Origin of the sequence: Serratia sarumanii, assembly GCF_029962605.1 — a bacterium.
In the GTDB taxonomy this organism is placed as follows: domain Bacteria; phylum Pseudomonadota; class Gammaproteobacteria; order Enterobacterales; family Enterobacteriaceae; genus Serratia; species Serratia sarumanii.
This window is the reverse complement of the sequence record NZ_CP124750.1, coordinates 2,104,931-2,129,346: the sequence shown is the minus strand read 5'-3', so window position 1 is coordinate 2,129,346 and position 24,416 is coordinate 2,104,931. Positions and strand designations below refer to the sequence as shown.

The following is a 24,416-nucleotide window of genomic DNA, read 5'->3' as shown; positions in this document are numbered from 1 at the left end:
ATGACCGACTCTACGCTTACTCGCCCGGCCCGGCGGCCGCGTTCACCGCGCCGTTTATGGATCCTGCTGCCGCTGCTGGTGCTGGCGACGCTGTTTTTCTATCCGCTGGCGCTGATCGTCAAACAGGCGTTTACCGACGATCAGGGGCTGTTCAGCGCCGCCGCGCTGCAGCAGGTGTTCGAATCCCGACGCTTTGTCAGCGCCCTGCTCAATACGCTGCAGATTGCGCTGCTGGCGACGCTGGGCTGCCTGGTGCTCGGCACCCTGCTGTCGCTGCTGCTGGTGTTCACGCCGTTCCCCGGCAGCCGGCTGATCGCCTGGGTGATCGATACCTTTATCGCCATGCCGACCTTCCTGATCACCTTGGCCTTCACCTTTATCTACGGCTCCGCCGGCCTGCTGAACGGTACGCTGATGGCGACCTTCGGTTTCACCCTGCCGCCGGTAGACTTTCTTTACTCCATCTGGGGCGTGATCCTGGCGGAAATCACCGTGTTTACGCCGCTGGTGATGCGTCCGCTGATGGCGGCGCTGTCGCAGATCGATCGCAGCCAGCTCGAAGCCGCCAGCATCCTCGGCGCCCGGCCGGGGCGCGTGGTGCGCCAGGTGATTTTGCCCGCCGCGCTGCCGGCCTTGCTGGCCGGCGGCAGCCTGTGCCTGCTGTTGACCACCAATGAGTTCGGCATCGTGCTGTTTATTGGCGCCAAGGGCGTCACCACGCTGCCGATGATGGTCTACTCCAAAGCGATTCTGGAGTCGGATTACGCCGTCGCCTGCGCGATCGCCGTCGTGAATATCGCGCTGTCGCTCGGGCTGTTCTCCCTTTACCGCTACGCCGCGGCGCGCGCCGGGCTGAGGAACTGACGATGTTGATTTGGTCTCGCACCGGCCGCACCCTGACCTGCACGCTGGCGGTCACGCTGTTCGCGCTGTTCTTCTGCCTGCCGCTGGCGGTGATCCTGATGTCCAGCCTGAGCGAACAGTGGAACGGCGTGCTGCCGAGCGGTTTCACCCTCAGCCACTTCCGCCAGGCCTTTGGCGGCGCCTCCTGGGACGCGCTGGTCGCCAGCCTGGCTATCGGTTTCAGCGCCAGCCTGTTCGCGCTGCTGTGCGGCACCTGGGCGGCGTTGGCGCTGCGCCACCATCAGGGGCGCGGCCAGCGCCTGCTGAGCACGCTGTTCTTCATTCCCAGCGCGGTGCCTTCGGTATCGATCGGTCTCGGGATGCTGGTGGCGTTCAGCCAGGGGCCGCTGCAGATGAACGGCACCTTCCTGATCGTGCCCGTCGCGCACTTCGTGCTGATTTCCGCCTTCACCTTCGGCAACGTGATGGCCGGGCTGGCCCGGCTGCCTGGCGACTACGAGAACGTCGCCGCCAGCCTGGGCGCTTCGCCGCTGTTCCGCCTGCGCCACGTCACCCTGCCGATGATCGCCCCCTATATGATCTCCGCCTTCGCCCTCAGCCTGTCGCTGTCGATGGGAGAGCTGGGCGCGACCATGATGATCTACCCGCCGAGCTGGGCAACGCTGCCGGTCACTATCTTCAGCCTGACCGATCGCGGCAGCATCGCCAACGGCGCGACGCTGACCATGATCCTGGTGGCGGCCACGCTGTTGCTGATGTTAGTGCTGGAACGGATTTCGCAGCGGCTGACGCCGGGCGTGAAATAGCCACAAGGCGCTGCCATGGCAGCGCCTTGTTCATGGAAGCGAAGGGTCAGAACGGATAGTCGTAATAGCCCTGCTGTTCACTGATGCGCCGGGCGGCGACGTGCAACAGCGCCACATATTCCTCCCGCGCCGCTTCGGAAAAGCGCAGCGTCGGGAAAGAGAGGCTCAACCCGGCGATCGCCACCCCAAACCGATCGAATACCGGCACCGCGATACAACGGATCCCCACTTCCTGCTCTTCGGCATCTTCGCCGTATCCCTGCTCACGCACCCGCTCCAGCACCGGCAGCAGTTCGGCGGCGCTGGTCAGGGTATGCTCGGTGCTGCGGGTAAATTCAATCTGCGACAGGATCTGCGCCACCTCATCCCGATCGCGCCAGGCCAGCAGCACTTTACCGATGGCGGTGCTGTGCAGCGGGTTGCGGCGACCGATGCGCGAATACATGCGCAGGTTGTACATCGCGTCGATCTTGTGGATATAGACGATACCGTCCTCATCCAGGGCGCCAAGGTGGATGGTTTCGCGGGTGCGGTTCGACAGTTCGCGCATCTGCACGTCGGCGCTGCGGATCAGATCGACGTTCTGCAACGATTTGGCGCCCAGCTCGAACAGCTTGAGCGTCAGCGCATATTTTTCCGTCTCGCCTTCCTGCGAAACGTAGCCCAGCGCTTTCATGGTCTGCAGAAAACGGTAGACGGTGCTTTTGGACATCATCACCCGCTGGGACAGTTCAGTAATGCCAATCTCGCGCTCATCGCCGAGCGCCTGCAAAATACCGAACACTTTCATTACGGATGAGACGACATCCGGTTGCTTGTCTGAATCTGCGTTAGCCATGGCGAATACCCTACTTAACGGTTCTGTTTCAGGAAATTTAAACAAGGGTTTCAGTATAATCGGAACAGATCGCGACGCGCAACGCAGTTGAACGCTAAGCGATTGAAGCCAAATGGATAACCGCCGGCCCGCTCACCGCCGTTTACAATTCAGCGGACAAGGGGCATGCAATCACGGGCGAATATGATTAGCATGATAATACTCCCCTGAATAAATACCGCTGAGACCAACATGCGTCCTTGTTCCGACGGCCTCCCCGTCCCGCAACGCTATGGGGCGATCCTCGCCATCGCCCTCGGCATTACCGTATCCGTGCTCGACGGCGCGATAGCCAACGTGGCGCTGCCCACCATCGCGCGCGATCTCAACGCCAGCCCGGCCAGCTCCATTTGGGTGGTTAACGCCTATCAGCTGGCGATCACCGTCTCTCTGCTGTCGCTGGCGTCGCTCGGCGATCTGATCGGTTATCGCCGCATCTATCAGGCCGGGCTGCTGGTGTTCAGCATCACCTCGCTGTTCTGCGCCCTGTCCGACTCGCTGCTCACGCTGACCATCGCCCGCGTGCTGCAAGGCTTTGGCGCCGCTGCCATCATGAGCGTCAACACCGCGCTGATCCGCATCATCTATCCGCAGCGTTTTCTCGGCCGCGGCATGGGCATCAATTCGCTGATCGTCGCCTGCTCCTCGGCGGCCGGGCCGACGGTGGCGGCGGCGATCCTGTCGGTCGCGTCCTGGCAGTGGCTGTTCGCCATTAACCTGCCGATCGGCCTCGTCGCGCTGCTGCTGGGCATGAAGTTTCTGCCGGCCAACGGCCAAAAAAGCGATAACCGCCGTTTCGATCCCACCAGCGCCGTGCTGAACGCGCTGACCTTCGGCCTGCTGATCACTGCCATCAGCGGCTTCGCCCAGGGCCAAAGCCTGACGCTGATCTTCAGCGAGATCGCCGCGCTGCTGGCGATTGGCGCGGTGTTCGTGCGCCGCCAGCTGCGCCAGGAATTTCCGCTGCTGCCGGTCGACCTGCTGCGCATCCCGATCTTCGCCCTGTCGATGGGCACCTCAATCTGCTCGTTCGCCGCGCAGATGCTGGCGATGGTATCGCTGCCGTTCTTTCTACAAAGCGCGTTGGGCCGCGACGAAGTGGCGACCGGGCTGCTGCTGACGCCGTGGCCGCTGGCGATCGTGGTGATGGCGCCGATCGCCGGCCGGCTGGTGGAGCGCGTGCACGCCGGCCTGCTGGGCTGCATTGGGCTGGCGGTGTTCGCGCTCGGGCTGTTCTCGCTGGCGCTGTTGCCCGCGGCTCCGTCAAATTGGGACATCATCTGGCGCATGGTGCTGTGCGGCGCCGGCTTTGGCCTGTTCCAGTCGCCCAACAATCACACCATCATCTCCGCCGCGCCGCGTAACCGCAGCGGCGGCGCCAGCGGCATGCTGGGCACCGCTCGCCTGCTGGGGCAAACCTCGGGGGCCGCGCTGGTGGCGCTGATGTTCAACCTGTTCCCCACCTCCGGCACCCACGCATCGCTGGTCCTGGCCGGCGTGTTCGCCACTCTGGCGGCGGCGGTCAGCAGCCTGCGCATCACCCAATCGACGGCGCAAACGGCGCAGCCAAGCCGCGAGGTGAAATAGCGGCCATAGAAACAGCCGAAACCCCATCGATTCTAAAACCGGCGGTTCCAGCAATGCGGCCGGCCTGAATCACGCCGCGCCAGGTGTGATACGCTTGGCGTCAGTCGCCGCTCCTCAAAGGGCTGCGGCCTTGTTGCAAACACGCTAAATAGGCATCGTCATCCGGATACCAGCCAACAATGTGTTGGCCGTCGTTATCCTCCCCCTCAAAGGCCTTCAGCAGGTCTGAAGCGAACATGCGCGTGATCGGTTCAGCGGACTGCGCGCTGTCGATTCGACAGTCGCAGCGCGTCTCTCCGTCAACCTGAACGAAGTTCTGCAATGAGGCGAGACATCGCGCGTCGAGATCGCCATGTACATGGATAAATTCCCCCGTTTCTACCAGGGTGAGCACGGCCAGATTTCCCCCCACCACAAACGCGCCGTCGTTTCCAGAGCTGCAATAGGCATGGCGTATGCGGGCATCGTCACGCACGAGTAGCTCGCCCAAACAAATCAGCGTATCCGACTGCAGCCGCCCCAGCACAATGATGCCGCCGTCCTCCCGCTGGGGTGACACCGCCATGCACCCCTCTACGATCAAATCTCCTTCTACGACCAGATAATCGTAATCGTGCCTGTCGTTCTCGTCTGGGAAAAACGATGGGAGGTGCAGGTCGCCTGAATGCCAGCGTATAGCTGGCTGTTCAGAATCGTAACCATTCCGGTTTAACAACTCCGCAGACGCATCGGCGACGCCGCCCGCCAATATGGTAAGGCGCGCCAGCGCCTCATCACAGCCGAGCAAGGGAAGAGCGTTGATTTTCATAGGGCCTCAGGGACAGACGTTATGGTGCCAAAGCATATAGCATGAGCTTCCCAAACCAAGCAAGCGAAGGCGTCAGGCATGGTAGCCTGCAGCGGCTAGCGTACCGCGAGAGGCGGAAAGGCCGTATTCAAATCGCGAAATCTGACGCTTGAATCAGCATCCTCCACCTGAAAAAGCGATTTCGTCATGCCATAAAAAAACCCCGGCGAGCCGGGGTTTTTCCTTTCATTCAGCCGATTACTTCAGGTACTGGCCGGAACGCAGCGCTTCGATGCGCTTATCGAGCGGCGGGTGCGACATGAACAGCTCGCTGAACGACTTGGATTTGCCGTTGATGCAGAACGCCATCATGCTGCCCGCTTCCTGCGGCTCGTAGCTGGTTTTCAGGCGCTGCAAGGCGGCGATCATCTTCTCGCGGCCCACCAGCTTGGCGGAGCCGGCGTCGGCGTAGAACTCGCGGTGACGCGAGAACCACATGGTGATGATGCTTGCCAGGATGCCGAACACCAGTTCCAGCACCATCGACACCGCGAAGTAAATCATCGGGTTGCCGTTGCCTTCCCCTTCACCGTCGCGGTTGCCCAGGAAGCCGGCAGCAACCTGCGCGATCAGGCGCGAAATGAAGATGACGAAGGTGTTCACGATGCCCTGAATCAGGGTCATGGTCACCATATCGCCGTTGGCGACGTGGCTGATTTCGTGCGCGATGACCGCTTCCGCTTCGTCGCGGCTCATGCTCTGCAGCAGGCCGGTGCTGACGGCGACCAGCGAGGCGTCGCGGCGTGCGCCGGTGGCGAAGGCGTTGATGTCCGGCGCGTGGTAGATAGCAACCTGCGGCATCGCGATGCCCGCCTGCTGCGACTGACGGCGCACCGTTTCCAGCAGCCAGTTTTCGGTTTCGTTACGCGGTTGTTCAATCACTTCCCCGCCGACGGAGCGCAGCGCCATCCACTTGGACATCAGCAACGACACGAAAGCGCCGCCGAAGCCGAACAGACCGGCCATGATCATCAGACCCTGAACGCTACTGGATTGGATTCCTGTCAGGCTGAGCACCAGCCCGAAAACCAACATCACCGCCAGGTTGGTGAGCAGGAACAGAGCTATACGCATCATAAAATGTTTACTTCCTCATAAATGTTAACAAAACGCTGTCGAAGATACCCTAGATCGTATGGGCATTCGTCACAGTTTCAAGAGTCGCGCGTCATTAACCTACTAAAAATACGAAACTTTACAAAAACGGCGCGCGACCGGGATTTGGCAAATTGTAAACGATTGTTGCGTAAGGCGGAGGGGTTTTTTGCCATAAATTTGTCAGGCGACGCATAAGCCCGCCCCCATTCCCCTGCAGGGAAGCAGGCCTTCGCGTCACCATAAAAAAACGCACCCGAGGGTGCGTTTTTCATCCTGCCGGACGCGGCCTTATTTGGCCTGCGCTGGCTGCTGAGCGGGCCGATCTTTTTCCAGATGAGCCAGCTCCAGCGCGATATGCACGGTTTCATCCAGGTACGGATCCGGTTCCTGGTAATCCTTCGGCAAATCGTCGAGCGATTTCAGCGGCTTCTTGCCCGCACGTTCCAGGCGCTCGTTGATGCGTTTCAAACGGGTCGCATCGTCGTCGTGGTTCTCTTTCTCGCGCACCGCCAGATTGAGGGACACGATGTTGCGTTTATCCTTCAGCGCCTTGTAATGCGCGATATCCTGCGCGATGTACTGGAACTCCGGATTCTGCGCGATGCGCTGCTGGTGATCTTTCAGCAGCTCCGGCTCGAACGGCGCCATATCGCCGGTCTTGCTGTAGGTCGCCGCATTGATGCTGTCCCACGGCATGGCGTTGTCTTCAAACGCTTCGCCGGTTTCCGCCGGATCGACGCCGGTCGGCATCAGAATGTCCGGGGTCACCCCTTTGCGCTGAGTGCTGCCGCCGTTGACGCGGTAGAACTTCTGAATGGTGTACTGCACCGACCCCAGCGCCGGCCACTCAGGGCGCAGCATCTGATCGTAGATGCGGTTCAGCGAACGGTACTGCTGCACGGTGCCTTTACCGAAGGTCGGCTCGCCGACGATCAGCGCACGGCCGTAATCCTGCATCGCCGCCGCGAAGATCTCGGAGGCGGAGGCGCTGAAGCGATCGACCAGCACCACCAGCGGGCCTTTGTAGTAGGTCACGCCGTCGGTGTCGGCGTCTTCACGCACTTTGCCGTTGTTGTCGCGCACCTGCACCACCGGGCCGCTCGGAATGAACAGGCCGGACAGCGACACCGCTTCGGTCAGCGCGCCGCCGCCGTTGGTGCGCAGATCGATGATCACGCTCTTGACGTTCTGCTTGGCCATCTTCTGCAGCTGCACTTTCACGTCATCGGTCAGACCGACGTAGAAGCCGGGGATGTCGAACACCGCCACCTTCTCTTTGCCGACGGTCTTGATGGTCATTTTCACCGCGCGGTCTTCCAGGCGGATGCGCTCGCGGGTCAGGGTGACCACGCGGGTTTTGGTGCCCTTGCCTGCCGGCAGGATCTCCAGGCGCACCTTGCTGCCTTTCGGCCCTTTGATCAATGACACCACGTCGTCCAGGCGCCAGCCGATCACGTCCACCATCGGTTTGCCGGCCTGGCCGACGCCGACGATGCGATCGCCCACGGTGATCGCCTTGCTCTTCGCCGCCGGGCCGCCCGGCACCATCGAGTTTATCAGGGTGTAGTCGTCATCCATCTGCAGCACCGCGCCGATGCCTTCCAGCGACAGGCTCATCTCGGTGTTGAACTGCTCGGTGTTGCGCGGAGACAGATAGTTGGTGTGCGGGTCGATTTCATGCGCAAAGGCATTCATCGCCAGCTGGAAGACGTCTTCGCTGTTGCTTTGCGTCAGGCGCTTGATGGCGAACTGATAGCGCTTGGTCAGCGTGTCGCGGATTTCTTTGTCGGTCTTGCCGGTCAGCTTGAGGTTCAGCTCGTCATAGGTGACTTTCGCATCCCACAGGCTATCCAGCTCGGCCTTGTCTTTCGGCCACGGCGCTTTGCTGCGGTCGAGATCGATAGTGCCGTTGCCGGTGAAGTTCATCGGCTTGTCCAGCAACGACAACGCATAGGTGTAACGCTCAAAGCGGCGTTTCTGCGCCAGATTGAACAGCGCGTAGAAGGTGTCCAGCTTGCCGGTTTTCAGCTCTTCGCCAACCTGATTGCGTTTGCCGGCGAACTGCGCCACGTCGGAGGCCAGCAACACGTTATGGCTGTAGTCCAGCATGTTCAGGTAGCGATCGAAGATCTTGCCTGAAAACTCCGCGTCGAGGGCAAACTGGCGGTAATGAGAGCGAGTGAAGCGCGAGGTGACGCGCTCACTCACCGTAGCGTGCTGAGGTTCCTGTTGCAGTTGAGGCAGTTGGCCGATGCGGATGTTGGCTGTTTCCGCGCCGTAACTGACACCCGCCCACAGCAGCCCTGCAATCGCTGTTAATCTGACGAATTTGTTCATGCCTGGGTTGGCCTCCGTATCAGAACTGCAAGTGTTCTGCGCGCACAATCATCGCCAGACCGGAAGAGAGCTGCACACGTACGCCATCTTTAGCGATTTCGAGTACGGTAGCATCCATCGCGCTCTTGCCTGCTCTGACTTTGATTTCCTGGCCAATTTGCAGTTTAGAGATATCCGTGACTGGCGCATAACGCGGCTGGTTTTCCTCTTTTGCTGCACGAGGTTGACGAGCTGGCTGTGGGCGAGTTTGTGGGCGCGGCTTGCGGTTCTCCGGCGCGGCTCCGCCTTCGCGACGTGCAGCGGGCTTTTTACCGGCTGGGCGCGGACGGCGTGGCGCGGCATCGGCGGATTCACCGGCGGCTTCACGTTTTTTGGCGTTTTGTTCGGCACGCTGTGCCTGAACGCGCGCTTTGGCTTCTTCAAGCTGCTGGCGAGCATGATCGACATGCTGCTGCTCCAGTTCACCGCACGGATTGCCGTCCAGATCGACGCGCTGCGCGCCGACTTTGACGCCGTACAGGTAACGCCAGCTTGAGGTGTACAGGCGCAGGGCAGAACGCAATTGCGTTTTGCTGAGATTCTCTTCCCCCTGCACGCGCTCTACCAAATCCTGAAAAATACCGATTTTCAGCGGACGAGCTTCGCCTTCGGCGCTAAAGCAGAGCGGAAAACGCTCGGCAAGAAAAGCAATGACTTCTTTACTAGAGTTCAACTTAGGTTGATTTTCCATGAAATTTCCTGATTACAACGGTATTGCCAACAAGCCACAGGCATGAACAGGCGTCATTATAATGACGCCATCGGTAATTGCCACGTTAACCGTCGATCAACTTGCCGCCACAGTCACATATTTCGCACTGTCGCACTGTTCCAGTTGCTCACAAAGCCCCGCCACCACGGCTTTCAGGCCCGCTTCGTCCTGTTCGTCGAAGCGTTGATAAACCGTGCTGTCGATATCCAAAACGCCGATCGCTCGGCCGCCAACCGCCAGCGGCAGCACGATTTCCGCGTTGCTGGCCGCATCGCAGGCGATATGGCCCGGGAACGCATGCACGTCGCCGACGCGCTGCACGCGATTTTCCGCCACCGCCGTGCCGCACACGCCCTTGCCCACCGGAATACGCACGCAGGCGATCTTGCCCTGGAACGGCCCCAGCACCAGCTGGCCGCCATCCATCAGATAGAAACCGACCCAGTTCACGTCATCCAGACGCTCGTTGAGCAACGCGCTGGCGTTGGACAACGCCGCGATAAAGTTGGTTTCCCCGCCGAGCAACGCGCTCAGGTCACGTTTTAATTCCGCGTAGAATTGTTCTTTTGTCATGTGATAACCATTGAAACAGTGAAGATGGCCAGAAGCCCAAAGCTTAGGCCCTATAAAATAAGCATTAAATGCGTATAGCCACAAGGTTAATCATCTGTTGCTTCACAAAACCCTGTCGCTCGGGGTATGTTTGCCGCTCAGAATCCCGGTTTACCTCGTTTTACCGTCCGGCGCCCGATCGCCAGTGACGCGGCCGGTTTATTTTTCAGCTACGCTGACAGTTCCGGCGGGCTCAAGGGCAGCGACTTGTCAAAGATGAAAATACACGCGATCACCGCCCCCCTTTCCAAAGCGCGCCACCAGCGCTGCTGCGAGTGCGATCTGCTGTTCGTGCTGCCGCCGCTCAGCGGCAACCAGGCCGCCTATTGCCCGCGCTGCAACGCCAAGGTAGTGAACGGCCGCGACTGGTCGATGACGCGCCTGACCGCCATGGCGATCGCCATGCTGCTGCTGATGCCGTTCGCCTTCACCGAACCGCTGATCAGCATCCGCCTGCTCGGCACGCGCATCGACGCCAGTTTGCTGGAAGGCATCTGGCAGATGAGCCGTCAGGGCGACCCGCTTACCGCCAGCATGGTGGCGTTCTGCACCATCGGCGCCCCGCTGACGCTGGCGCTGTCGTTGCTGTACCTGCGCTTCGGCCACGCGCTCGGCATGAACCTGCGGCCGGTGCTGCTGATGCTGGAGCGGCTGAAAGAGTGGGTGATGCTGGACATCTATCTGATCGGCATGGCGGTGGCGGCGATCAAGGTGCAGGATTACGCCGACATCCAGGCGGGCAGCGCGCTGATCGCCTACCTGTCGCTCACCCTGCTCAGCATCCTGACGCTGATCCACGCCAACCTGGAGCAGCTGTGGGAGCGCTACTATCCGCAGGAACAGCCGAAAGGCCCGCCGGCGGCGCTGCACATTTGCCTGTCCTGCCACTATACCGGCTACCCCGACGCGCGCGGCCGCTGTTCGCGCTGCCACGTGCCGATGTGCCACCGCCAGCCTTACAGCCTGCAGAAAACCTGGGCGGCGCTGATCGCGGCGATGATCCTGTTGATACCGGCCAACCTGCTGCCGATTTCCATCATTTACGCCAACGGCGTGCGCCTCGAAGACACCATATTCTCCGGCGTGGTCTCGCTGGCCACCTCCGGCAACGTGCCGATCGCCGCCATCGTGTTCATCGCCAGCGTGCTGGTGCCCTTTACCAAAGTGATCGTGCTGATCACGCTGTTGTTCAGCATTCACTTCAAAACCTCGCACAGCCTGAAGACGCGCATTCGTCTGCTGCGTCTGGTCGCCTGGATCGGCCGCTGGTCGATGCTCGATCTGTTCGTTATCGCCTTGATGATGTCGCTGGTAAACCGCGACCAGCTGTTATCTTTTACTATGGGACCGGCCGCGTTTTACTTTGGCTCGGCGGTCATTTTGACTATTCTTGCCGTTGAGTGGCTGGATAGCCGATTGATTTGGGATGCACATGCAACAGGAAACGCCGACTACACCGACTGAAGCGCGGGTCAAGAACAAGCGCCGCATTTCACCGTTCTGGTTACTGCCGTTCATCGCCCTGCTGATCGCCGGGTGGCTGGTTTATAACAATGTCCAGGAGCGCGGCACCACCGTCACCATCGATTTCCAATCGGCGGCGGGCATCGTCGCCGGCCGCACGCCGGTACGCTATCAGGGCGTAGAGGTCGGCACGGTGCAGAAAATCAGCCTGAGCAAAGATTTGCGCAGCATCGTGGTGGAGGCCAGCATCAAAAGCGATCTGGAAGACTCGCTGCGCGAAGGCACTCAGTTCTGGCTGGTGACGCCCAAAGCCTCGCTGGCCGGGGTCTCCGGGCTTGATGCCCTGGTCGGCGGCAACTATATCGGCATGATGCCCGGCAGCGGCAAGGAGCAAACTCACTTCACCGCGCTCGATACCCAGCCGAAATACCGCCTGAACACCGGCGAGCTGATGATCCACCTGCACGCCGACGATCTCGGCTCACTCAACAGCGGCTCGCTGGTCTACTACCGTAAAATCCCGGTCGGCAAGGTGTATGACTACACCATCAGCGAAGGCAACAAGGGCGTGACCATCGACGTGCTGATCGACCGCCGTTTCGCCAACCTGGTGAAGAGCAACAGCCGCTTCTGGAATGTCTCCGGTTTCAAGGGCGATTTCAGCCTGTCCGGCGCGACGGTACAAATGGAGAGCCTGGCGGCGCTGGTCAACGGCGCCATCGCCTTCGATTCGCCGGCCGATGGCCAGCAGGCCAAGGGCGATCAGAGCTATACCCTGTATCCGGATCTGGCCCACAGCCAGCGCGGCGTCAATATCCTGCTGGATCTGCCGAACGGCAACAGCCTGAGTGAAAACCGCACGCCGCTGATGTACCAGGGGCTGCAGGTCGGCACCCTCACCAAGCTGACGTTGCAACAGGACAGCAAAGTGGTCGGTGAACTGACCATCGATCCTTCGGTGGTCGATCTGATGCGCAGCGGCACCCGCATCGTGATGCGCAGCCCGCGCATCAGCCTCAACGACGCCAAGCTCAGCCAACTGCTGACCGGCACCACGCTGGAGCTGGTGCCGGGCGAAGGTGAGCCGCAGCAGCGCTTCAACGTGCTGGACAGCAGCGAAACGCTGTTGCAGCAGCCTGGCGTGCTGACCGTCACGCTGAATGCGCCGCAAAGCTACGGCATCGACGTTGGGCAACCGCTGGTGGTGCACGGCGTGAAAGTCGGCCAGATCCTGAGCCGCACCCTGACCGCCGGCGGCGTGGTGTTCACCGCCGCCATCGACGCGCAGTACCGCGGCCTGCTGCACAAAGACAGCAAATTCGTGGTCAACAGCCGCCTCGACGTTAAGCTGGGCATCGACGGCATGGAAGTGCTCGGCGCCAGCGCCCAGGAGTGGGTAGACGGCGGCGTGCGCATTATTCCCGGCAGCAAGGGGGAACCGGGCGGCCAATACCCGCTGTACGCCAACAGCGAGAAAGCCGAGGAAGGCATCGTCGGCAACGCCCCTTCCACCACCCTGACCCTCAGCGCAACCAGCCTGCCGGACGTGCAGGCCGGTTCGGTGGTGCTGTACCGCAAATTCCAGGTGGGCGAGATCGTCAACGTTCGGCCGAAGGCCAACGAGTTTGAGGTGGACGTCTACATCAGCCCGGAATACCGCAAGCTGCTGACCCGCGAAAGCATCTTTTGGGCCGAAGGCGGCGCCAAGGTGCAGCTCAACGGCAGCGGGCTGACGGTGCAGGCTTCGCCGCTTAACCGCGCGCTGAAAGGCGCCATCAGCTTCGACAACCTGCAGGGCGTGACGCTCAACAAGGGCGCCAACCGCGTGCTGTACGCCAGCGAAACCGCCGCCCGCGCGGTGGGCAGCCAAATCATGCTGCGAACCTACGACGCCAGCAAGCTGTCGGCGGGCATGCCGCTGCGCTACCTCGGTATCGACGTCGGCCAGGTGGAGTCGCTGCAGCTGGCGCCGGAGCGCAACGAAGTGTTGGCCAAAGCGGTGCTGTATCCGGAATATGTGCACACTTTCGCGCGTCTGGGCAGCCGCTTCTCGATCGTTTCGCCGGAGATCTCCGCCGCCGGCGTCAGCAATCTCGATACCCTGCTCCAGCCTTATATCAACGTGGAGCCGGGGCGCGGCCGCGAGCTGCGCACCTTCGAGCTGCAGCAGGCCAGCATCACCGACTCGCGCTATCTCGACGGCCTGAGCGTAGTGCTCGACGCCGCCGAAACCGGCTCGCTGCAGATCGGCACGCCGGTGCTGTTCCGCGGCGTAGAGGTCGGTACCATCACCGGCTTCTACCTTGGCGCCATGTCCGATCGGGTGCACGTCGCGCTGCGCATCAGCAAGAAATATCAGCATCTGGTGCGCAACAACAGCGTGTTCTGGCTGGCTTCGGGTTACAACCTGCAGTTCGGCCTGACCGGCGGCGTGATCAAGAGCGGCACCTTCCAGCAGTTCATCCGCGGCGGTATCGCCTTCGCCACGCCGCCGACTATTCCGCTGGCGCCGAAAGCCACGCCGAACAAACACTTCCTGCTGAATCCGGAAGAGCCTAAGGACTGGAAAACCTGGGGCACCGCCATTCCGCGCGATTAAATTTCGCATTTTCCTCAGGGCCTGGCATCGCCGGGCCCTGTTTTTTTCCGCTTTGTGATAAACTCTCGCCCTTATCTTTATTGCACCCTGAGAGTTCGCCCCGTGGCCAAATCCACCGCCGTTTTTCTGCCCCCCGCTTTCCTTGACGCCACCCGCGCCATCATGCCCGCCGAGCTGGCGATGGACGATTTTATCGCCGCCTGCCAGCGCCCGCTGCGCCGCAGCCTGCGCGTCAATACGCTGAAAATCAGCGTCGCCGATTTCCTGGCGCTGGTGCAGGATTACGACTGGCGACTGGAGCCCATTCCCTGGTGCGCGGAAGGGTTCTGGATCGAGCGCGACGATGAAGAGCTGCGCCTGGGCAGCGCCGCCGAACACCTGAGCGGCCTGTTCTACATTCAGGAAGCCAGTTCGATGCTGCCGGTCAGCGCACTGTTCGCGGGCGGCGCGGCGCCGACTCGGGTGCTGGACGTGGCGGCGGCGCCGGGATCCAAAACCACCCAGATCGCCGCGCTGATGGGCAATCAGGGCGGCATCGTCGCCAACGAATACTCCGCCAGCCGGGTGAAAGTGCTGCACGCCAATATCAGCCGCTGCGGCGTGAAGAACACCGCGCTGACCCACTTCGACGGCCGGGTGTTCGGCGCCGCGCTGCCGGAGAGCTTCGACGCCATTCTGCTCGACGCCCCCTGCTCCGGCGAAGGCGTGGTGCGCAAGGATCCGGACGCCATGAGCAACTGGTCGCCGGAAAGCGTGGCCGAGATCGCCGCCACCCAACGCGAACTGATCGACAGCGCGTTTCATGCGCTGGCGCCGGGCGGCGTGATGGTTTACTCCACCTGCACGCTCAATGCGCAGGAAAACCAGCAGGTGGTGCGTTGGCTGCTGGACACCTACGGCGACGCGGTCAGCATCGAGCCGCTGGGCGGGCTGTTCCCCGGCGCCGACAAGGCGCTGACCGCCGAAGGTTTCCTACACGTCTTCCCGCAGATTTACGACAGCGAAGGCTTTTTCGTCGCCCGCCTGCGCAAACGGCGCGCCGTGGCGCCGTTGGCGAAGCCGACCTACAAAGTCGGTAAATTCCCGTTCAGCCCGCTGTCCGGCAAAGAAGCGGCGCAGGTCGCCCAAGCCGCCGCCGCATCCGGCTTAACCTGGGGCGATGACGGCCGGCTATGGGAGCGCGACAAAGAGATCTGGCTGTTCCCGGCCGAGTTGGAACCGCTGTTCGGCAAGGTGCGCTTCTCGCGCATCGGCCTCAAACTGGCGGAGCGTTTCCCTAAAGGTTTCCGCTGGCAGCACGAGGCGGCGGTCGCGCTGGCCGGCACCGGCGGCAAAGCGCATTTCGAGCTGGACGCTACGCTGGCGCAGGAGTGGTATCACGGCCGCGATCTCTACCCGGAACTGCCGCCGGCGGGCGATGAATGCATCGTCACCTACCAAGGGCAGCCGCTGGGCATCGCCAAGCGCATCGGTAGCCGTATCAAGAACAACCTGCCGCGCGAGCTGGTGCGCGACGGGGCGCTGGATTTCCACCTGTAAACGATACCGCGCCGGGGAATTAAACGCCCCGGCGATAAAATAACGCTAATAATATTCCCATCACCGTTCGTTATTATTCTAATCATTTCAATTTATCGGTATACCTCACCTGTAAGCCCCGTCAGCCGGGGGATGGGAATAAAAAGTTTCTCGCTTTCATCAAGACAATTCCCGATTCTTATTCTATTAATTAAAGTGCAGCTAAATGAATACGTTCAACCCACCTCTGGGTGGCGTCTTTGCGGGCTTTCTCTCATACGGCAAGGAATATAAGATGAAAAAAACTCTGATGGCATTGACCTCGGTAGCAACCCTGCTGTGCGCCAACGGCGCGGCTAACGCAGCAGGCACCATTCAAGGCACGTTAGGCGTGACGCTGACCATCGGCGCCGGTTGCGTCGTGGGTGGCGGCAACAGCAGCGGTTCCGTCAACGACTTCGGCTCCATCAGCTTCGGCACTTACTCTTCACTGGCCAACATCATCGACGCCAGCGCCACCGGCGCAGGGGGGGCCGGTACGCTGTCATTGACCTGCACCACCGGCACAGACTACACGGTGGCGCTGGACAACGGGCTCCACGTCACGTCAGGCACCCAACGCCGCATGGCCAGCACGGCAGGCGCATTCATCAGCTATAACCTTTACCAGGATGCCGCGCGCACCACCGCCTGGGGCAGCGGCGCCAACGCGCTGACCGGCACCGGCACCGGCGCCGCCGTTCCGCTGATCGTGTATGGCCGCGTGCCGGCGGCCGGTTCTACCCCGGCGGCGGACACCTATAACGACACCGTCACGATGACGGTCACCTGGTAACGGTGCGGCACGCGCTTTGCTGCGGCGGATTATGGGCGTGCAGTCTGTTGGCGCTGGCCGACAGTAAAACGGCGACCCTCGGCGTCAGCGCGACCTTGCTCAGCGCCTGTGAAGCCGGCAGCAGCTCAGGCGGCAACGTCAGCTTCGGCACGCTGAATTTCGGCACGCTGTATTTTCTCAGCACCGCCACCAGCGTCGCCGGGCAGCAAAACGCCGGCGCCATTCGGGTGAAATGCACCAACGGCACCAGCTACAGCGTTCTGCTTGGCGGCGGGCAAAGCGGCAATACCGCGGCCCGCTACCTGCAAAGCGCGGCCGGCCAACGGGTGAATTACAACCTGTACACCAACGCCGCCCACAGCACCATTTGGGACAATCTGACGGGCGTGTCACAAACCGCCAACGGTTCGGACAACTGGCTGCCGGTCTATGGCATGATTCCGGCGCAGTCCACGCCCCCGACAGGCAGCTACACCGACACGGTACAGGTCACGATCAATTGGTAATGACGATGCGCGCTTCCATTTGCGGTTTGCTGTTCTGCCTGCCGCTTTCCCCGGCCCAAAGCGATACCGGCGTCAACGACTTGACCAAAAGCCAGCCGTTCACCGTCAATGCAACCGTGGTAAAAGGCTGCGTATTAGGCAGCGGCGTCAGCGACGTGACCACCTTCGGCACCCTGAACTTCGGCCAGCTGTCCTCGCTGAGCAACGCGGTCAGCGTCGTCTCCAGCAGCGGCGCCGGTTCGGTGCTGTTTCGCTGCAACCCGGGGCTGAGCGTTACGCTGGCCCTCGGCGTCGGCAATCATGTGACCGGATCCATCGCCGGCGGCAGAAAATTACAAAACGCCGCCACGTCGGAAACGCTGCTGTATCAACTTTATCAAGACAGCAACTACGCCACCCTTTGGGGGGATGGCGCCAACGGCGGTGCGGCGCAGACCGTCGCCGCCACCGGCAGCACGCAAGAAATCAAGGTTTACGCCCGTCTGTTTTCGACCAGTACCCTGCCCACCAGTGGCGTTTACAGCGATACGGTCTTGTTGACGGTCACTTATTAAGTTTTTTTGCAATAAGGATGAGTTATGCGCATACCCTTCCGCCTGCCGTTAACGGCAGCCCTGCTCCTGGCAAGCCAGCAGCACGCCCTGGCCGCGGCCTCCATTCTCATTTGGCCAATCGATCCGGTGATTGAAGATCAACAACAGGCCACCGCGCTGTGGCTGGAAAATCGCGACAGCAAACCGGTCTATATGCAAATTCGCGTGTTGGGTTGGCGGCAAACCGCCGGTAAAGACGATTACAGCAACCAAAGCGACGTGATCGCCAGCCCGCCGGTGGCGTCGATCGCGCCAGGCAAACGCCAGCTGATACGCCTGATCAAACAGTCGGCCCCGGCGGCGGGACAGGAGCGCGCCTACCGCATTTTGGTCGATGAAGTGCCGCTGAAAGAACAATCGTCGGGCGCCGCTCCCGGCGGTGCGGAGATGGGGCTGAAATTCCAGATGCGCTACTCGGTGCCGCTGTTCGTCAGCGGCAAGGGTATTTGGACCAAACAGGACAGCGAAAAACCGCGCGATTACGCGACCGCCAGCCAACCTCAGCTCAGCTATCGTCTACAGCAGCAAAGCAGCGAACGCTGGCTGGAGGTGCGAAATCAAGGCGCAGTGCATGCCCGCATGTCGAAAGTGACGCTGCAAGGCCGCAGCCTGAATCCCGGCCTGATGGGATACGTGCTGCCCGGTTCGCAAATGCGCTTCGCCTTGCCGCCCGCCGGCAGTTTCAGCAGCGGCAAACTGATGGCCACGGTCAATGACAACAAACAGCCCGTAGCCATTCCGTCTTATTGAGGCCCAGGTGCAGCCGACAGGGAGGCTATCGACGCGGCGTTTCAGCCTTAAGCCGCTGGCGTTTGCCATGCTGAGCATGGCGGCCGGCGGCTGGCTGCCGTTTGCGCTCGGCGACGATCTGCCGCCGCCGCCCAGCGCCGTCAGCATGCCGGACACCACGCTGTATCTGGAGCCGGTCGTCAACGGGCGCCAAACCGGCAACGTCGTGCCGGTCAACTACCGCGGCGGCCATTACTACATGACGCCCCAGCAACTGCTCGACGCCGGGCTGCCGGTAGCGGATAAGCAGGCGAAAGAGATCGCCGTCGATCGGCTGGAGAAGGTGGATGTCAGCTACAGCGGCGAGAGCCAGCAGTTGCTGATCAACGTGCCTAACGACTGGTTGCCGCAGCAAACCATCGGCGCCCATTCACCGTTGCAGCGCTTGCCGGCGCAAAGCAGCCTGGGTTTGCTGTTCAACTACGATATCTATGCCAGCCAAAGCAACGGCAATGGCCGGCCGGGCTACCTGTCGGCGTGGAGCGAACAGCGGCTGTTCGACGGGTTCGGCGTCATCGCCAACACCGGCATCTACCGCAGCGGGTTTAACGGCGGGCCGAACGACGATGGCGGGCGCTATATTCGATACGACAGCTACTGGCGTTTCAACGACGACCAGCGGATGCTGAGTGTGATCGCCGGTGACCTTACCACCGGCTCGCTCCCCTGGAGCAGCGCCGTGCGCATCGGCGGCTTGCAATTGGCGCGCAATTTCGCGGTGCGCCCGGATCTTATCACCTACCCGCTGCCGCAATTTTCCGGCCAGGCGGCATTGCCCAGCAGCGTCGATTTATACATCAACAGCTATAAAAACAGCACCACCAACATCAATCCCGGGCCGTTCACCCTCAACAGCGTGCCCTACATTAACGGCGCGGGTCAGGCCACCGTCGTCACCACCGACGCCCTCGGCCGCCAGGTCAGCACCACGGTACCGTTCTACGTGGCCAGCAACCTGCTGCAGACCGGCATGAGCGATTTCAGCATTTCCACCGGTTTGCTGCGGCGCAACTACGGGTTGAATTCTGCCGATTACGGGCAATGGGTCGGCAGCGCCAGCTTACGTTACGGCGTCACTAATTGGTTAACCCTGGAAGGACGCGCCGAAGGCGCAGCCGAGTTGGCGGTTGGCGGCGCCGGCGCCGACCTTCGCGTCGGGCAATGGGGGGTTCTCAACGCGTCCTACAGCGTCAGCCAGGCCGGCGATGAAGCGTTTAACGGCGGCCGGGCGATACCATCCCCCACCTATTACGATCCGCTGACCGGCAGGCCGTTGCAACAGCCGGATCCCCAGCCCGTCTATCGCTACACCGGCAACCACGGCGATCAGAGCAGCTTTGGTTACACCTACAGCAACCAACGTTTCAGCCTCAACGCCCAGCGCATCCTGCGCAGCGCCGATTTTGGCGACATTTCCGTGTATAAAAGCGACTACCGCCTGAGCCGCCGCACCGATCAGTTGACCGGCAGCGTCAGCCTGGGCCGGCTCGGCAGCCTCGGCGCCGGTTATTTTGACGTCCGCGACGCCATCGCTCAGCGAACCCGCCTGGTGAACCTGTCCTACAGCGTATCGCTTTGGCGCAACAGCAGCCTGTACGCCTCGCTGAACCGGGAAATCGGCAGCAGCGGTTACAGCGCCCAGCTGCAGCTCTCCATTCCGTTCGACAGCTGGGGCACGGCCAGCTTCAGCGCCGCGCGCGACAACAACAACCGCTGGAGCGAACGCGTCAGCTACAGCCGCGCCGCGCCGACCGATGGCGGTTTCGGCTGGAATCTGGCCTACGCCAATAACCCGAGCGGCGGCGATTACCGCCAGGCCGATCTGACCTGGCGCACCCGCAGACTCGAAGCCCGAGCGGGCGTATACGGCACCCGCGATGAAACCAACCACTGGGGAGAAATCAGCGGTTCGCTGGTGGCGATGAACGGCGGCGTGTACGCCACCAACACCATCAACGATGCCTTTGCGCTGGTGTCCACGCAAGGATACGCCGACATTCCGGTGAGCTATGAGAACCAGCCGATCGGCAAGACCGACGCCCAGGGCTATTTACTGGTGCCGACCGTCACCTCTTACTACCATGCGAAATTCCAGATTGATCCGCTCAACCTGCCCGCCGACGTCGCGCTGCCGACGGTGGAGAAAACCGTCGCCATTCGCGATCACAGCGGTTTTCTGGTTGAGTTCCCCATCCAACCCATCTCCGCCGCCGACGTCGAACTGGTTGACGAGCAAGGCAAACCGTTGGCCAACGGCAGCCAGGTGGCGGTGGTTGGCGGCAATCAGCAAAGCTATGTCGGTTGGGATGGCATGACCTATATCGACCCGGTGCAACAACACAATCGGCTGAGCGTGATCCCGGCCGACGGCGGCCCGCCGTGTCAGGCGGAATTCAGCCTGGCGAAGCCTCAGGGCATCCAGCGCGTCGGCCCGGTTGTCTGCCGCTAATTCAACGACGGAGAGTCACTATGTTTCGGGGATTGAAAGCCTTCTTATTGTTAACCCTCTCGCTGCTGTTCTGTCAGCGCGCATTCGCCGACTGCGCCACCACCAACGGCACCGTCACCTTACCGGGAAGCAGCTCTTTCGTGGTCTACAACGGGCAGATCAACGCCCAGGGCACCGCCGGCCTCAACTGCACCGGCCTCGGGCTATCGCTGCTGTCGCAGAACACCGTCACGGTCAAGGTTGCGTCAACCACCAACGGCATGGCGGTCGCCAACACCGACGGTTCCGGCGATAAAATCGCCTACCTGATCTATCCCGACGCCAACTATCAATATCCCTACAGCATCGGGCAGACCATTGACTACAGTTCACTGAATCTGTTGTCGCTGATCCTGATCTCCTCCAACGTCAACTTTCCGCTGTATATCAAAACCACCGCCGGCGCCAACGTGCGTTCGGGCACCTATACCGACACCATCAACCTGATCTGGAACTACCATATCTGCGGCCTCGGCGTGCTCGGCCTGTGCATCTGGTGGGACGGCGTCAACAAGGCCAGCACGGTCAGCGTCAGCGTCGCCATCACCAAAGACTGCCTGATCGGCACCGCGCCCAACGTCAACTTCGGCAGCATGGCGTTGGTCGGGCAGTTCAATCCTGTCAATCAGAGCATCACCCTGACCTGCACCAAAACCGAGGGATACAACACCTATTTCACCAACGGCAATAACCCGGTCTCCGGTTGGCGGCGTATGAAAAGCGGCACCAGCAATTTCATGCAGTATCAGATTTACTTGCCCAATACGACGACCGTTTGGGATAGCACCAACAAACAGAGCGGCGCCGGCACCGGGCTGGCGCAAAGCATCCCGTATAAGGCGGCGGTCAATGCGGCGCAGACGGAAGTGGCGGTCGGCAGCTATCAAGACAATCTCAGTTTTGTGGTGGAATACTAGGCGCGGTGCTTTGCCGTCGTGGAAATTGTTTCCAAAATGTAATTTTTATGTGGCATTTTTTGCTCACTTGGCTATGCTGTTACCGATGGCCGAACTGGTCTAACCTCCTACCACACCATTGAGCAAGGAGTTCCCATGAGCAAAACCGTCGTAAAAATTGGCAGCTTCGAGGTCGATGACGCGCATCTTCACGCCGGCGCCGACCGCGCCGGCACCCTGAGCATTCCCTGCAAGTCCGATCCGGATCTGTGCATGCAGCTGGACGGCTGGGATGAACACACCAGCATTCCGGCGATCCTCGACGGCAAACAGTCACTGCTGTACAAGCAGCACTACGATCGGCAGGCGGACGCCTGGGTGATGCGGCTGGCATGAAAATGCATCAGAACTGCTGACGACGCGCTGTTTTCATCGGAAACAGCGCGTTTTTTTATGCGATGGCGATGCCGCGGCCGGCAAAGAAAGGGGTGAAGCGGCTGAGCGGCAGGTGCACCCGCTCGCGCGTCGCCGGGCTGTCGCCCGAAGGATTGTGGAAGGTCACGCTTTGCGCATCGGCGGCGGTGATCAGCACCAGATGCCCGCCCCGCTGCGGCGGTATGCTCTCCGGCCGGCGAATGGAGGGATGCACCGAGGCGATAAAGTAACGGCATTCTTGAAGCAGCGCCGGCACGTCAGCGGCCTCCAGCCCCACCTTCACCTCCGCTTGCAGCGCGAACTGCTCGCGTACGAACTCGACGAACGGCGCGTAAATCAGCCCCTTTATCCGCTCCCCTTCGCGCACATAGGCGCCGTAAGGCAGGCTGCGCCGCGCCAGCTCCAGCAGCGGCGGCGCTTCGCCGTCGCGGTGGCCCAGCACCATTTTCAGACAGGCCATGCCGCACACGTGATTGGCCCACTCGACGTACTCCGCTCGATCGCAGGCGCCGCTGCGCGCCCAATTTTCGTCTTGCGCCAGCGTCGCGCGGCCGGCGATCAGATCGGCGGCCAGCTCCGGGCTGGCCCACTGGCACTCGTAAGGAACGGCGCGCATAAGATTAGAATTTGTCGACGACTTTGAAATTCATCAGCACCAGCGTCATGTCCGGCGAGAACAGATCGTACTCTTCGAAGAAGCGCTGCAGCTCTTTGCGCCAGTGCGCCAGCGAGCGATCGCCCTCGCCTTCGGCAAAGGCGTGCGCTTCATCGACCTGATCGTAAGTTTTCATTTCCACCGCGGTCAGCTCGACCGCGCAGACCGGCTCACCCTTGCCGTCCACCACCAGGAACCGATCGCCGGCCTGCGGGATCCCCTCGCCATCGAGGTTGGAACAGGTGGCCGTTTTGGTGCCATTGAGGATCAATTGCACCACTTCATCGGCCTGCTGCTCGGTATCGCCGAACGCCCAGCGCTCAAGATGCTCGTATTTCTGTGGAATTGCCGTCGCCATGATTATACCTTTAGGAAAAATGCATCAATGCAGACAGGATAGTACAACGTATTGCCGGCCGTCTGCATCCGTCGCAAGCGCGACTGCGCGTTCCGCCACCGCTGCCTTTACGCGTTTTTACCGTTCTTCGCTGTGCCTGCCGCGCTGTCGGGCGCATACTGTGAACATTATTCACCCAATGGCGACCGCCAGGCGGCAACATGCGGCAAAATGACATCGATGCTGACGATACCTTCAGCGATTTACTCAACGGCGTCGCGTTAGTGACGCTTTTCCTCATCATCCTCGCCGGTGGATGGTATTTCAGCTAAAGGGGAAACAACGTGGCAACAAAACGCATGGGCGCCAAGCTCAGTAGAATGGTGGTGGTGCTGCTGCTGATCTGCCTGGCGTTGCTGCTGTTGCGTTGGGCGGCGATAGCCTTCGGTTAATCCCGCGAAACGACGCCGGCCAAACGCCGGCGCCCTGCTCACCGCCGCCGCGGCGCGGTCGGCTCCAGCAACTCCCGCAAATAGGCCAAGCGCGCCTCTCCCTGCGGCAACCAGCGGCGACACAGCCAATGCTGCGTTTCACCCGTGCGGCTCAGGCGGTAGTACTCCGTAAAGGTTTCGACCCAGTTCATGATGTTTTCTCCTGCTTTTCGACACCGCAAGTATTGAGCGTAAAAACCAGAAGAAATACTGATGGCTTGTTTTTTATGCTTCCTGTTTTAGGCAGCCGGTAGCGAAGCCGCAGTTCAGCTGCTACATTGGGCAAAAATCAACCAGCGAGGTAGACCATGACGTTCTCGGAACAGGAGATTAAACCCGTATGGGATGAGGTCGCACGCCTGATCGGCGACGGCGTGATGCAGCTGCGCCATCGCGGCGAAGCGCTGTCGGTGGAAACGCTGGAAAAACATCTGGCGCGGCAGCTGGCGGACAGCAACGATATCGAACGGCGCATCCTGCTCGGCGCCGCCATCAACATGCTGAAAGGCGGAAAATGAATCGCCAACCGAAAAGGTTGGCGATCCGACAGAAGCCCGAGGTATGCAAGCCCGGCCTTCTGCGCGCTACTATGTCACGCTAATATGACGGAATTAATAGGAATTGTCGGGTTTTTGCCCAAAACGCCCTATTTTTGTTGCCTGCATTACGCCAACACGAAATCACCCGCATCCAGCGGCTGCCCCACCACTTTCACCAGGAAATCGCTGCCGGTGTTGAACAGCGTCAGATCGTTCTTGTCTTCACCGCGCACGAAGTCGCGGATCCAATCCGCCGGTGGCGGTGAGGAAGTCGCGATCGGTATTGGAATTGAAACCGTAGATCGTATCGCCGATGCGGGTGTGCATGTTGGCGCCGTAGAAATGCGGGATCGCCGTGATGTCGTTGAGCAATGGCCCGGATGAGTACGCGCCTTTAAAGTCCTGCCCGATGTTGCTTTCGCTGAAATAGCTCATCACGCTGTGGGTGCGGCTGTCCTCGAAATAAAAAACCGGGGCAATCCAACCCCGGCT

At 61.1% G+C, this 24,416-nt stretch carries 24 protein-coding genes and 1 pseudogene; 15 read left to right on the top strand and 10 right to left on the bottom strand.

Annotated elements, in window-relative coordinates:
- Positions 1–864, top strand: a complete 864-nt coding sequence (gene phnU, locus SSARUM_RS10190; RefSeq protein WP_033646329.1) for a 2-aminoethylphosphonate ABC transporter permease subunit — start codon at positions 1–3, stop codon at positions 862–864.
- A gap of 2 nt (positions 865–866) precedes the next feature.
- On the top strand, positions 867–1,670 hold the full coding sequence (locus tag SSARUM_RS10185; protein ID WP_033638295.1) for an ABC transporter permease: 804 nt from the start codon (positions 867–869) through the stop codon (positions 1,668–1,670).
- Positions 1,671–1,716: 46 nt separating this feature from the next.
- Here the strand turns inward: SSARUM_RS10185 and kdgR are convergent, their stop codons facing one another.
- A complete protein-coding gene (kdgR, locus tag SSARUM_RS10180) occupies positions 1,717–2,508 on the bottom strand; it encodes a DNA-binding transcriptional regulator KdgR (RefSeq protein WP_060429948.1) in 792 nt (263 codons plus the stop codon).
- A 231-nt stretch (positions 2,509–2,739) separates the two neighbouring features.
- Here kdgR and SSARUM_RS10175 point away from each other — a divergent pair, with 231 nt between their 5' ends.
- Positions 2,740–4,134 (top strand): MFS transporter, encoded by a 1,395-nt coding sequence (locus SSARUM_RS10175; protein ID WP_049196133.1) that lies wholly within the window; start codon positions 2,740–2,742, stop codon positions 4,132–4,134.
- A 100-nt stretch (positions 4,135–4,234) separates the two neighbouring features.
- On the opposite strand, the gene SSARUM_RS10170 is transcribed toward SSARUM_RS10175, so the two are convergent.
- From SSARUM_RS10170 to SSARUM_RS10150, 5 genes are all read right to left on the bottom strand, one after another.
- Positions 4,235–4,942, bottom strand: coding sequence for a hypothetical protein (locus SSARUM_RS10170; RefSeq protein WP_049196132.1), 708 nt, complete (start codon positions 4,940–4,942; stop codon positions 4,235–4,237).
- A gap of 237 nt (positions 4,943–5,179) precedes the next feature.
- A complete protein-coding gene (htpX, locus tag SSARUM_RS10165; RefSeq protein WP_033638291.1) occupies positions 5,180–6,058 on the bottom strand; it encodes a protease HtpX in 879 nt (292 codons plus the stop codon).
- 309 nt (positions 6,059–6,367) lie between these two features.
- A complete protein-coding gene (gene prc / locus SSARUM_RS10160; protein WP_033646333.1) occupies positions 6,368–8,416 on the bottom strand; it encodes a carboxy terminal-processing peptidase in 2,049 nt (682 codons plus the stop codon).
- Between the two features lie 19 nt (positions 8,417–8,435).
- A complete protein-coding gene (gene proQ / locus SSARUM_RS10155; protein WP_033638287.1) occupies positions 8,436–9,146 on the bottom strand; it encodes an RNA chaperone ProQ in 711 nt (236 codons plus the stop codon).
- Positions 9,147–9,242: 96 nt separating this feature from the next.
- Entirely contained in the window at positions 9,243–9,740 is a 498-nt protein-coding gene (locus tag SSARUM_RS10150) for a GAF domain-containing protein (protein WP_033638286.1), read from the bottom strand.
- A gap of 255 nt (positions 9,741–9,995) precedes the next feature.
- Here SSARUM_RS10150 and yebS point away from each other — a divergent pair, with 255 nt between their 5' ends.
- From yebS to SSARUM_RS10100, 10 genes are all read left to right on the top strand, one after another.
- Positions 9,996–11,243 (top strand): membrane integrity lipid transport subunit YebS, encoded by a 1,248-nt coding sequence (yebS, locus tag SSARUM_RS10145; RefSeq protein WP_039567108.1) that lies wholly within the window; start codon positions 9,996–9,998, stop codon positions 11,241–11,243.
- A complete protein-coding gene (locus SSARUM_RS10140) occupies positions 11,212–13,842 on the top strand; it encodes a PqiB family protein (RefSeq protein ID WP_048322070.1) in 2,631 nt (876 codons plus the stop codon). The genes yebS and SSARUM_RS10140 overlap by 32 nt, the downstream gene beginning before the upstream one ends.
- A gap of 102 nt (positions 13,843–13,944) precedes the next feature.
- Entirely contained in the window at positions 13,945–15,381 is a 1,437-nt protein-coding gene (rsmF, locus tag SSARUM_RS10135) for a 16S rRNA (cytosine(1407)-C(5))-methyltransferase RsmF (RefSeq protein WP_048321501.1), read from the top strand.
- Between the two features lie 274 nt (positions 15,382–15,655).
- On the top strand, positions 15,656–16,195 hold the full coding sequence (locus SSARUM_RS10130; RefSeq protein ID WP_033638282.1) for a Csu type fimbrial protein: 540 nt from the start codon (positions 15,656–15,658) through the stop codon (positions 16,193–16,195).
- A gap of 2 nt (positions 16,196–16,197) precedes the next feature.
- Positions 16,198–16,701: a Csu type fimbrial protein gene (locus SSARUM_RS10125; RefSeq protein WP_071883799.1), complete on the top strand. Its 504-nt coding sequence runs from the start codon at positions 16,198–16,200 to the stop codon at positions 16,699–16,701.
- 5 nt (positions 16,702–16,706) lie between these two features.
- Positions 16,707–17,255 carry a Csu type fimbrial protein gene (locus tag SSARUM_RS10120; protein ID WP_086557004.1) on the top strand — a complete coding sequence of 183 codons (549 nt, stop codon included), beginning with the start codon at positions 16,707–16,709 and terminating at the stop codon, positions 17,253–17,255.
- Between the two features lie 24 nt (positions 17,256–17,279).
- On the top strand, positions 17,280–18,044 hold the full coding sequence (locus SSARUM_RS10115) for a fimbrial biogenesis chaperone (protein ID WP_060429946.1): 765 nt from the start codon (positions 17,280–17,282) through the stop codon (positions 18,042–18,044).
- A gap of 67 nt (positions 18,045–18,111) precedes the next feature.
- Entirely contained in the window at positions 18,112–20,532 is a 2,421-nt protein-coding gene (locus SSARUM_RS10110) for a fimbria/pilus outer membrane usher protein (RefSeq protein WP_181404986.1), read from the top strand.
- A gap of 20 nt (positions 20,533–20,552) precedes the next feature.
- Positions 20,553–21,488 (top strand): Csu type fimbrial protein, encoded by a 936-nt coding sequence (locus tag SSARUM_RS10105; RefSeq protein ID WP_033638278.1) that lies wholly within the window; start codon positions 20,553–20,555, stop codon positions 21,486–21,488.
- 135 nt (positions 21,489–21,623) lie between these two features.
- Positions 21,624–21,863, top strand: coding sequence for a DUF1480 family protein (locus SSARUM_RS10100; RefSeq protein WP_004931517.1), 240 nt, complete (start codon positions 21,624–21,626; stop codon positions 21,861–21,863).
- Between the two features lie 55 nt (positions 21,864–21,918).
- On the opposite strand, the gene SSARUM_RS10095 is transcribed toward SSARUM_RS10100, so the two are convergent.
- Positions 21,919–22,518, bottom strand: coding sequence for a hypothetical protein (locus SSARUM_RS10095; protein ID WP_060387632.1), 600 nt, complete (start codon positions 22,516–22,518; stop codon positions 21,919–21,921).
- Positions 22,519–22,522: 4 nt separating this feature from the next.
- Positions 22,523–22,915, bottom strand: a complete 393-nt coding sequence (locus SSARUM_RS10090) for an ASCH domain-containing protein (protein WP_033638276.1) — start codon at positions 22,913–22,915, stop codon at positions 22,523–22,525.
- Between the two features lie 338 nt (positions 22,916–23,253).
- On the opposite strand from SSARUM_RS10090, the gene yniD reads away from it, so the two are divergent.
- A complete protein-coding gene (gene yniD, locus SSARUM_RS10085) occupies positions 23,254–23,346 on the top strand; it encodes a small membrane protein YniD (protein WP_223182009.1) in 93 nt (30 codons plus the stop codon).
- A 38-nt stretch (positions 23,347–23,384) separates the two neighbouring features.
- Here yniD and SSARUM_RS10080 read toward each other — a convergent pair whose 3' ends face one another.
- On the bottom strand, positions 23,385–23,537 hold the full coding sequence (locus tag SSARUM_RS10080; protein WP_162846222.1) for a hypothetical protein: 153 nt from the start codon (positions 23,535–23,537) through the stop codon (positions 23,385–23,387).
- Between the two features lie 156 nt (positions 23,538–23,693).
- Between SSARUM_RS10080 and SSARUM_RS10075 the strand changes: the two genes are divergently transcribed.
- Positions 23,694–23,903 carry a hypothetical protein gene (locus tag SSARUM_RS10075; RefSeq protein ID WP_004931526.1) on the top strand — a complete coding sequence of 70 codons (210 nt, stop codon included), beginning with the start codon at positions 23,694–23,696 and terminating at the stop codon, positions 23,901–23,903.
- Positions 23,904–24,176: 273 nt separating this feature from the next.
- On the opposite strand, the pseudogene SSARUM_RS10070 reads toward SSARUM_RS10075, so the two are convergent.
- Positions 24,177–24,389: pseudogene (locus tag SSARUM_RS10070) on the bottom strand (M10 family metallopeptidase C-terminal domain-containing protein); the annotation flags it as partial.
- Positions 24,390–24,416 lie beyond the last annotated feature (27 nt).

What these genes read in the sequence shown, in the direction of transcription:
- phnU (WP_033646329.1), top strand. Translation starts at nt 1, where the DNA reads ATGACCGACTCTACGCTTACTCGCCCGGCCCGGCGGCCGCGTTCACCG.
- SSARUM_RS10185 (WP_033638295.1), top strand. Translation starts at nt 867, where the DNA reads ATGTTGATTTGGTCTCGCACCGGCCGCACCCTGACCTGCACGCTGGCG.
- kdgR (WP_060429948.1), bottom strand. Translation starts at nt 2,508, where the DNA reads ATGGCTAACGCAGATTCAGACAAGCAACCGGATGTCGTCTCATCCGTA.
- SSARUM_RS10175 (WP_049196133.1), top strand. Translation starts at nt 2,740, where the DNA reads ATGCGTCCTTGTTCCGACGGCCTCCCCGTCCCGCAACGCTATGGGGCG.
- SSARUM_RS10170 (WP_049196132.1), bottom strand. Translation starts at nt 4,942, where the DNA reads ATGAAAATCAACGCTCTTCCCTTGCTCGGCTGTGATGAGGCGCTGGCG.
- htpX (WP_033638291.1), bottom strand. Translation starts at nt 6,058, where the DNA reads ATGATGCGTATAGCTCTGTTCCTGCTCACCAACCTGGCGGTGATGTTG.
- prc (WP_033646333.1), bottom strand. Translation starts at nt 8,416, where the DNA reads ATGAACAAATTCGTCAGATTAACAGCGATTGCAGGGCTGCTGTGGGCG.
- proQ (WP_033638287.1), bottom strand. Translation starts at nt 9,146, where the DNA reads ATGGAAAATCAACCTAAGTTGAACTCTAGTAAAGAAGTCATTGCTTTT.
- SSARUM_RS10150 (WP_033638286.1), bottom strand. Translation starts at nt 9,740, where the DNA reads ATGACAAAAGAACAATTCTACGCGGAATTAAAACGTGACCTGAGCGCG.
- yebS (WP_039567108.1), top strand. Translation starts at nt 9,996, where the DNA reads ATGAAAATACACGCGATCACCGCCCCCCTTTCCAAAGCGCGCCACCAG.
- SSARUM_RS10140 (WP_048322070.1), top strand. Translation starts at nt 11,212, where the DNA reads ATGCAACAGGAAACGCCGACTACACCGACTGAAGCGCGGGTCAAGAAC.
- SSARUM_RS10130 (WP_033638282.1), top strand. Translation starts at nt 15,656, where the DNA reads ATGAAAAAAACTCTGATGGCATTGACCTCGGTAGCAACCCTGCTGTGC.
- SSARUM_RS10120 (WP_086557004.1), top strand. Translation starts at nt 16,707, where the DNA reads ATGCGCGCTTCCATTTGCGGTTTGCTGTTCTGCCTGCCGCTTTCCCCG.
- SSARUM_RS10115 (WP_060429946.1), top strand. Translation starts at nt 17,280, where the DNA reads ATGCGCATACCCTTCCGCCTGCCGTTAACGGCAGCCCTGCTCCTGGCA.
- SSARUM_RS10110 (WP_181404986.1), top strand. Translation starts at nt 18,112, where the DNA reads ATGCTGAGCATGGCGGCCGGCGGCTGGCTGCCGTTTGCGCTCGGCGAC.
- SSARUM_RS10105 (WP_033638278.1), top strand. Translation starts at nt 20,553, where the DNA reads ATGTTTCGGGGATTGAAAGCCTTCTTATTGTTAACCCTCTCGCTGCTG.
- SSARUM_RS10100 (WP_004931517.1), top strand. Translation starts at nt 21,624, where the DNA reads ATGAGCAAAACCGTCGTAAAAATTGGCAGCTTCGAGGTCGATGACGCG.
- SSARUM_RS10095 (WP_060387632.1), bottom strand. Translation starts at nt 22,518, where the DNA reads ATGCGCGCCGTTCCTTACGAGTGCCAGTGGGCCAGCCCGGAGCTGGCC.
- SSARUM_RS10090 (WP_033638276.1), bottom strand. Translation starts at nt 22,915, where the DNA reads ATGGCGACGGCAATTCCACAGAAATACGAGCATCTTGAGCGCTGGGCG.
- yniD (WP_223182009.1), top strand. Translation starts at nt 23,254, where the DNA reads ATGGGCGCCAAGCTCAGTAGAATGGTGGTGGTGCTGCTGCTGATCTGC.
- SSARUM_RS10080 (WP_162846222.1), bottom strand. Translation starts at nt 23,537, where the DNA reads ATGAACTGGGTCGAAACCTTTACGGAGTACTACCGCCTGAGCCGCACG.
- SSARUM_RS10075 (WP_004931526.1), top strand. Translation starts at nt 23,694, where the DNA reads ATGACGTTCTCGGAACAGGAGATTAAACCCGTATGGGATGAGGTCGCA.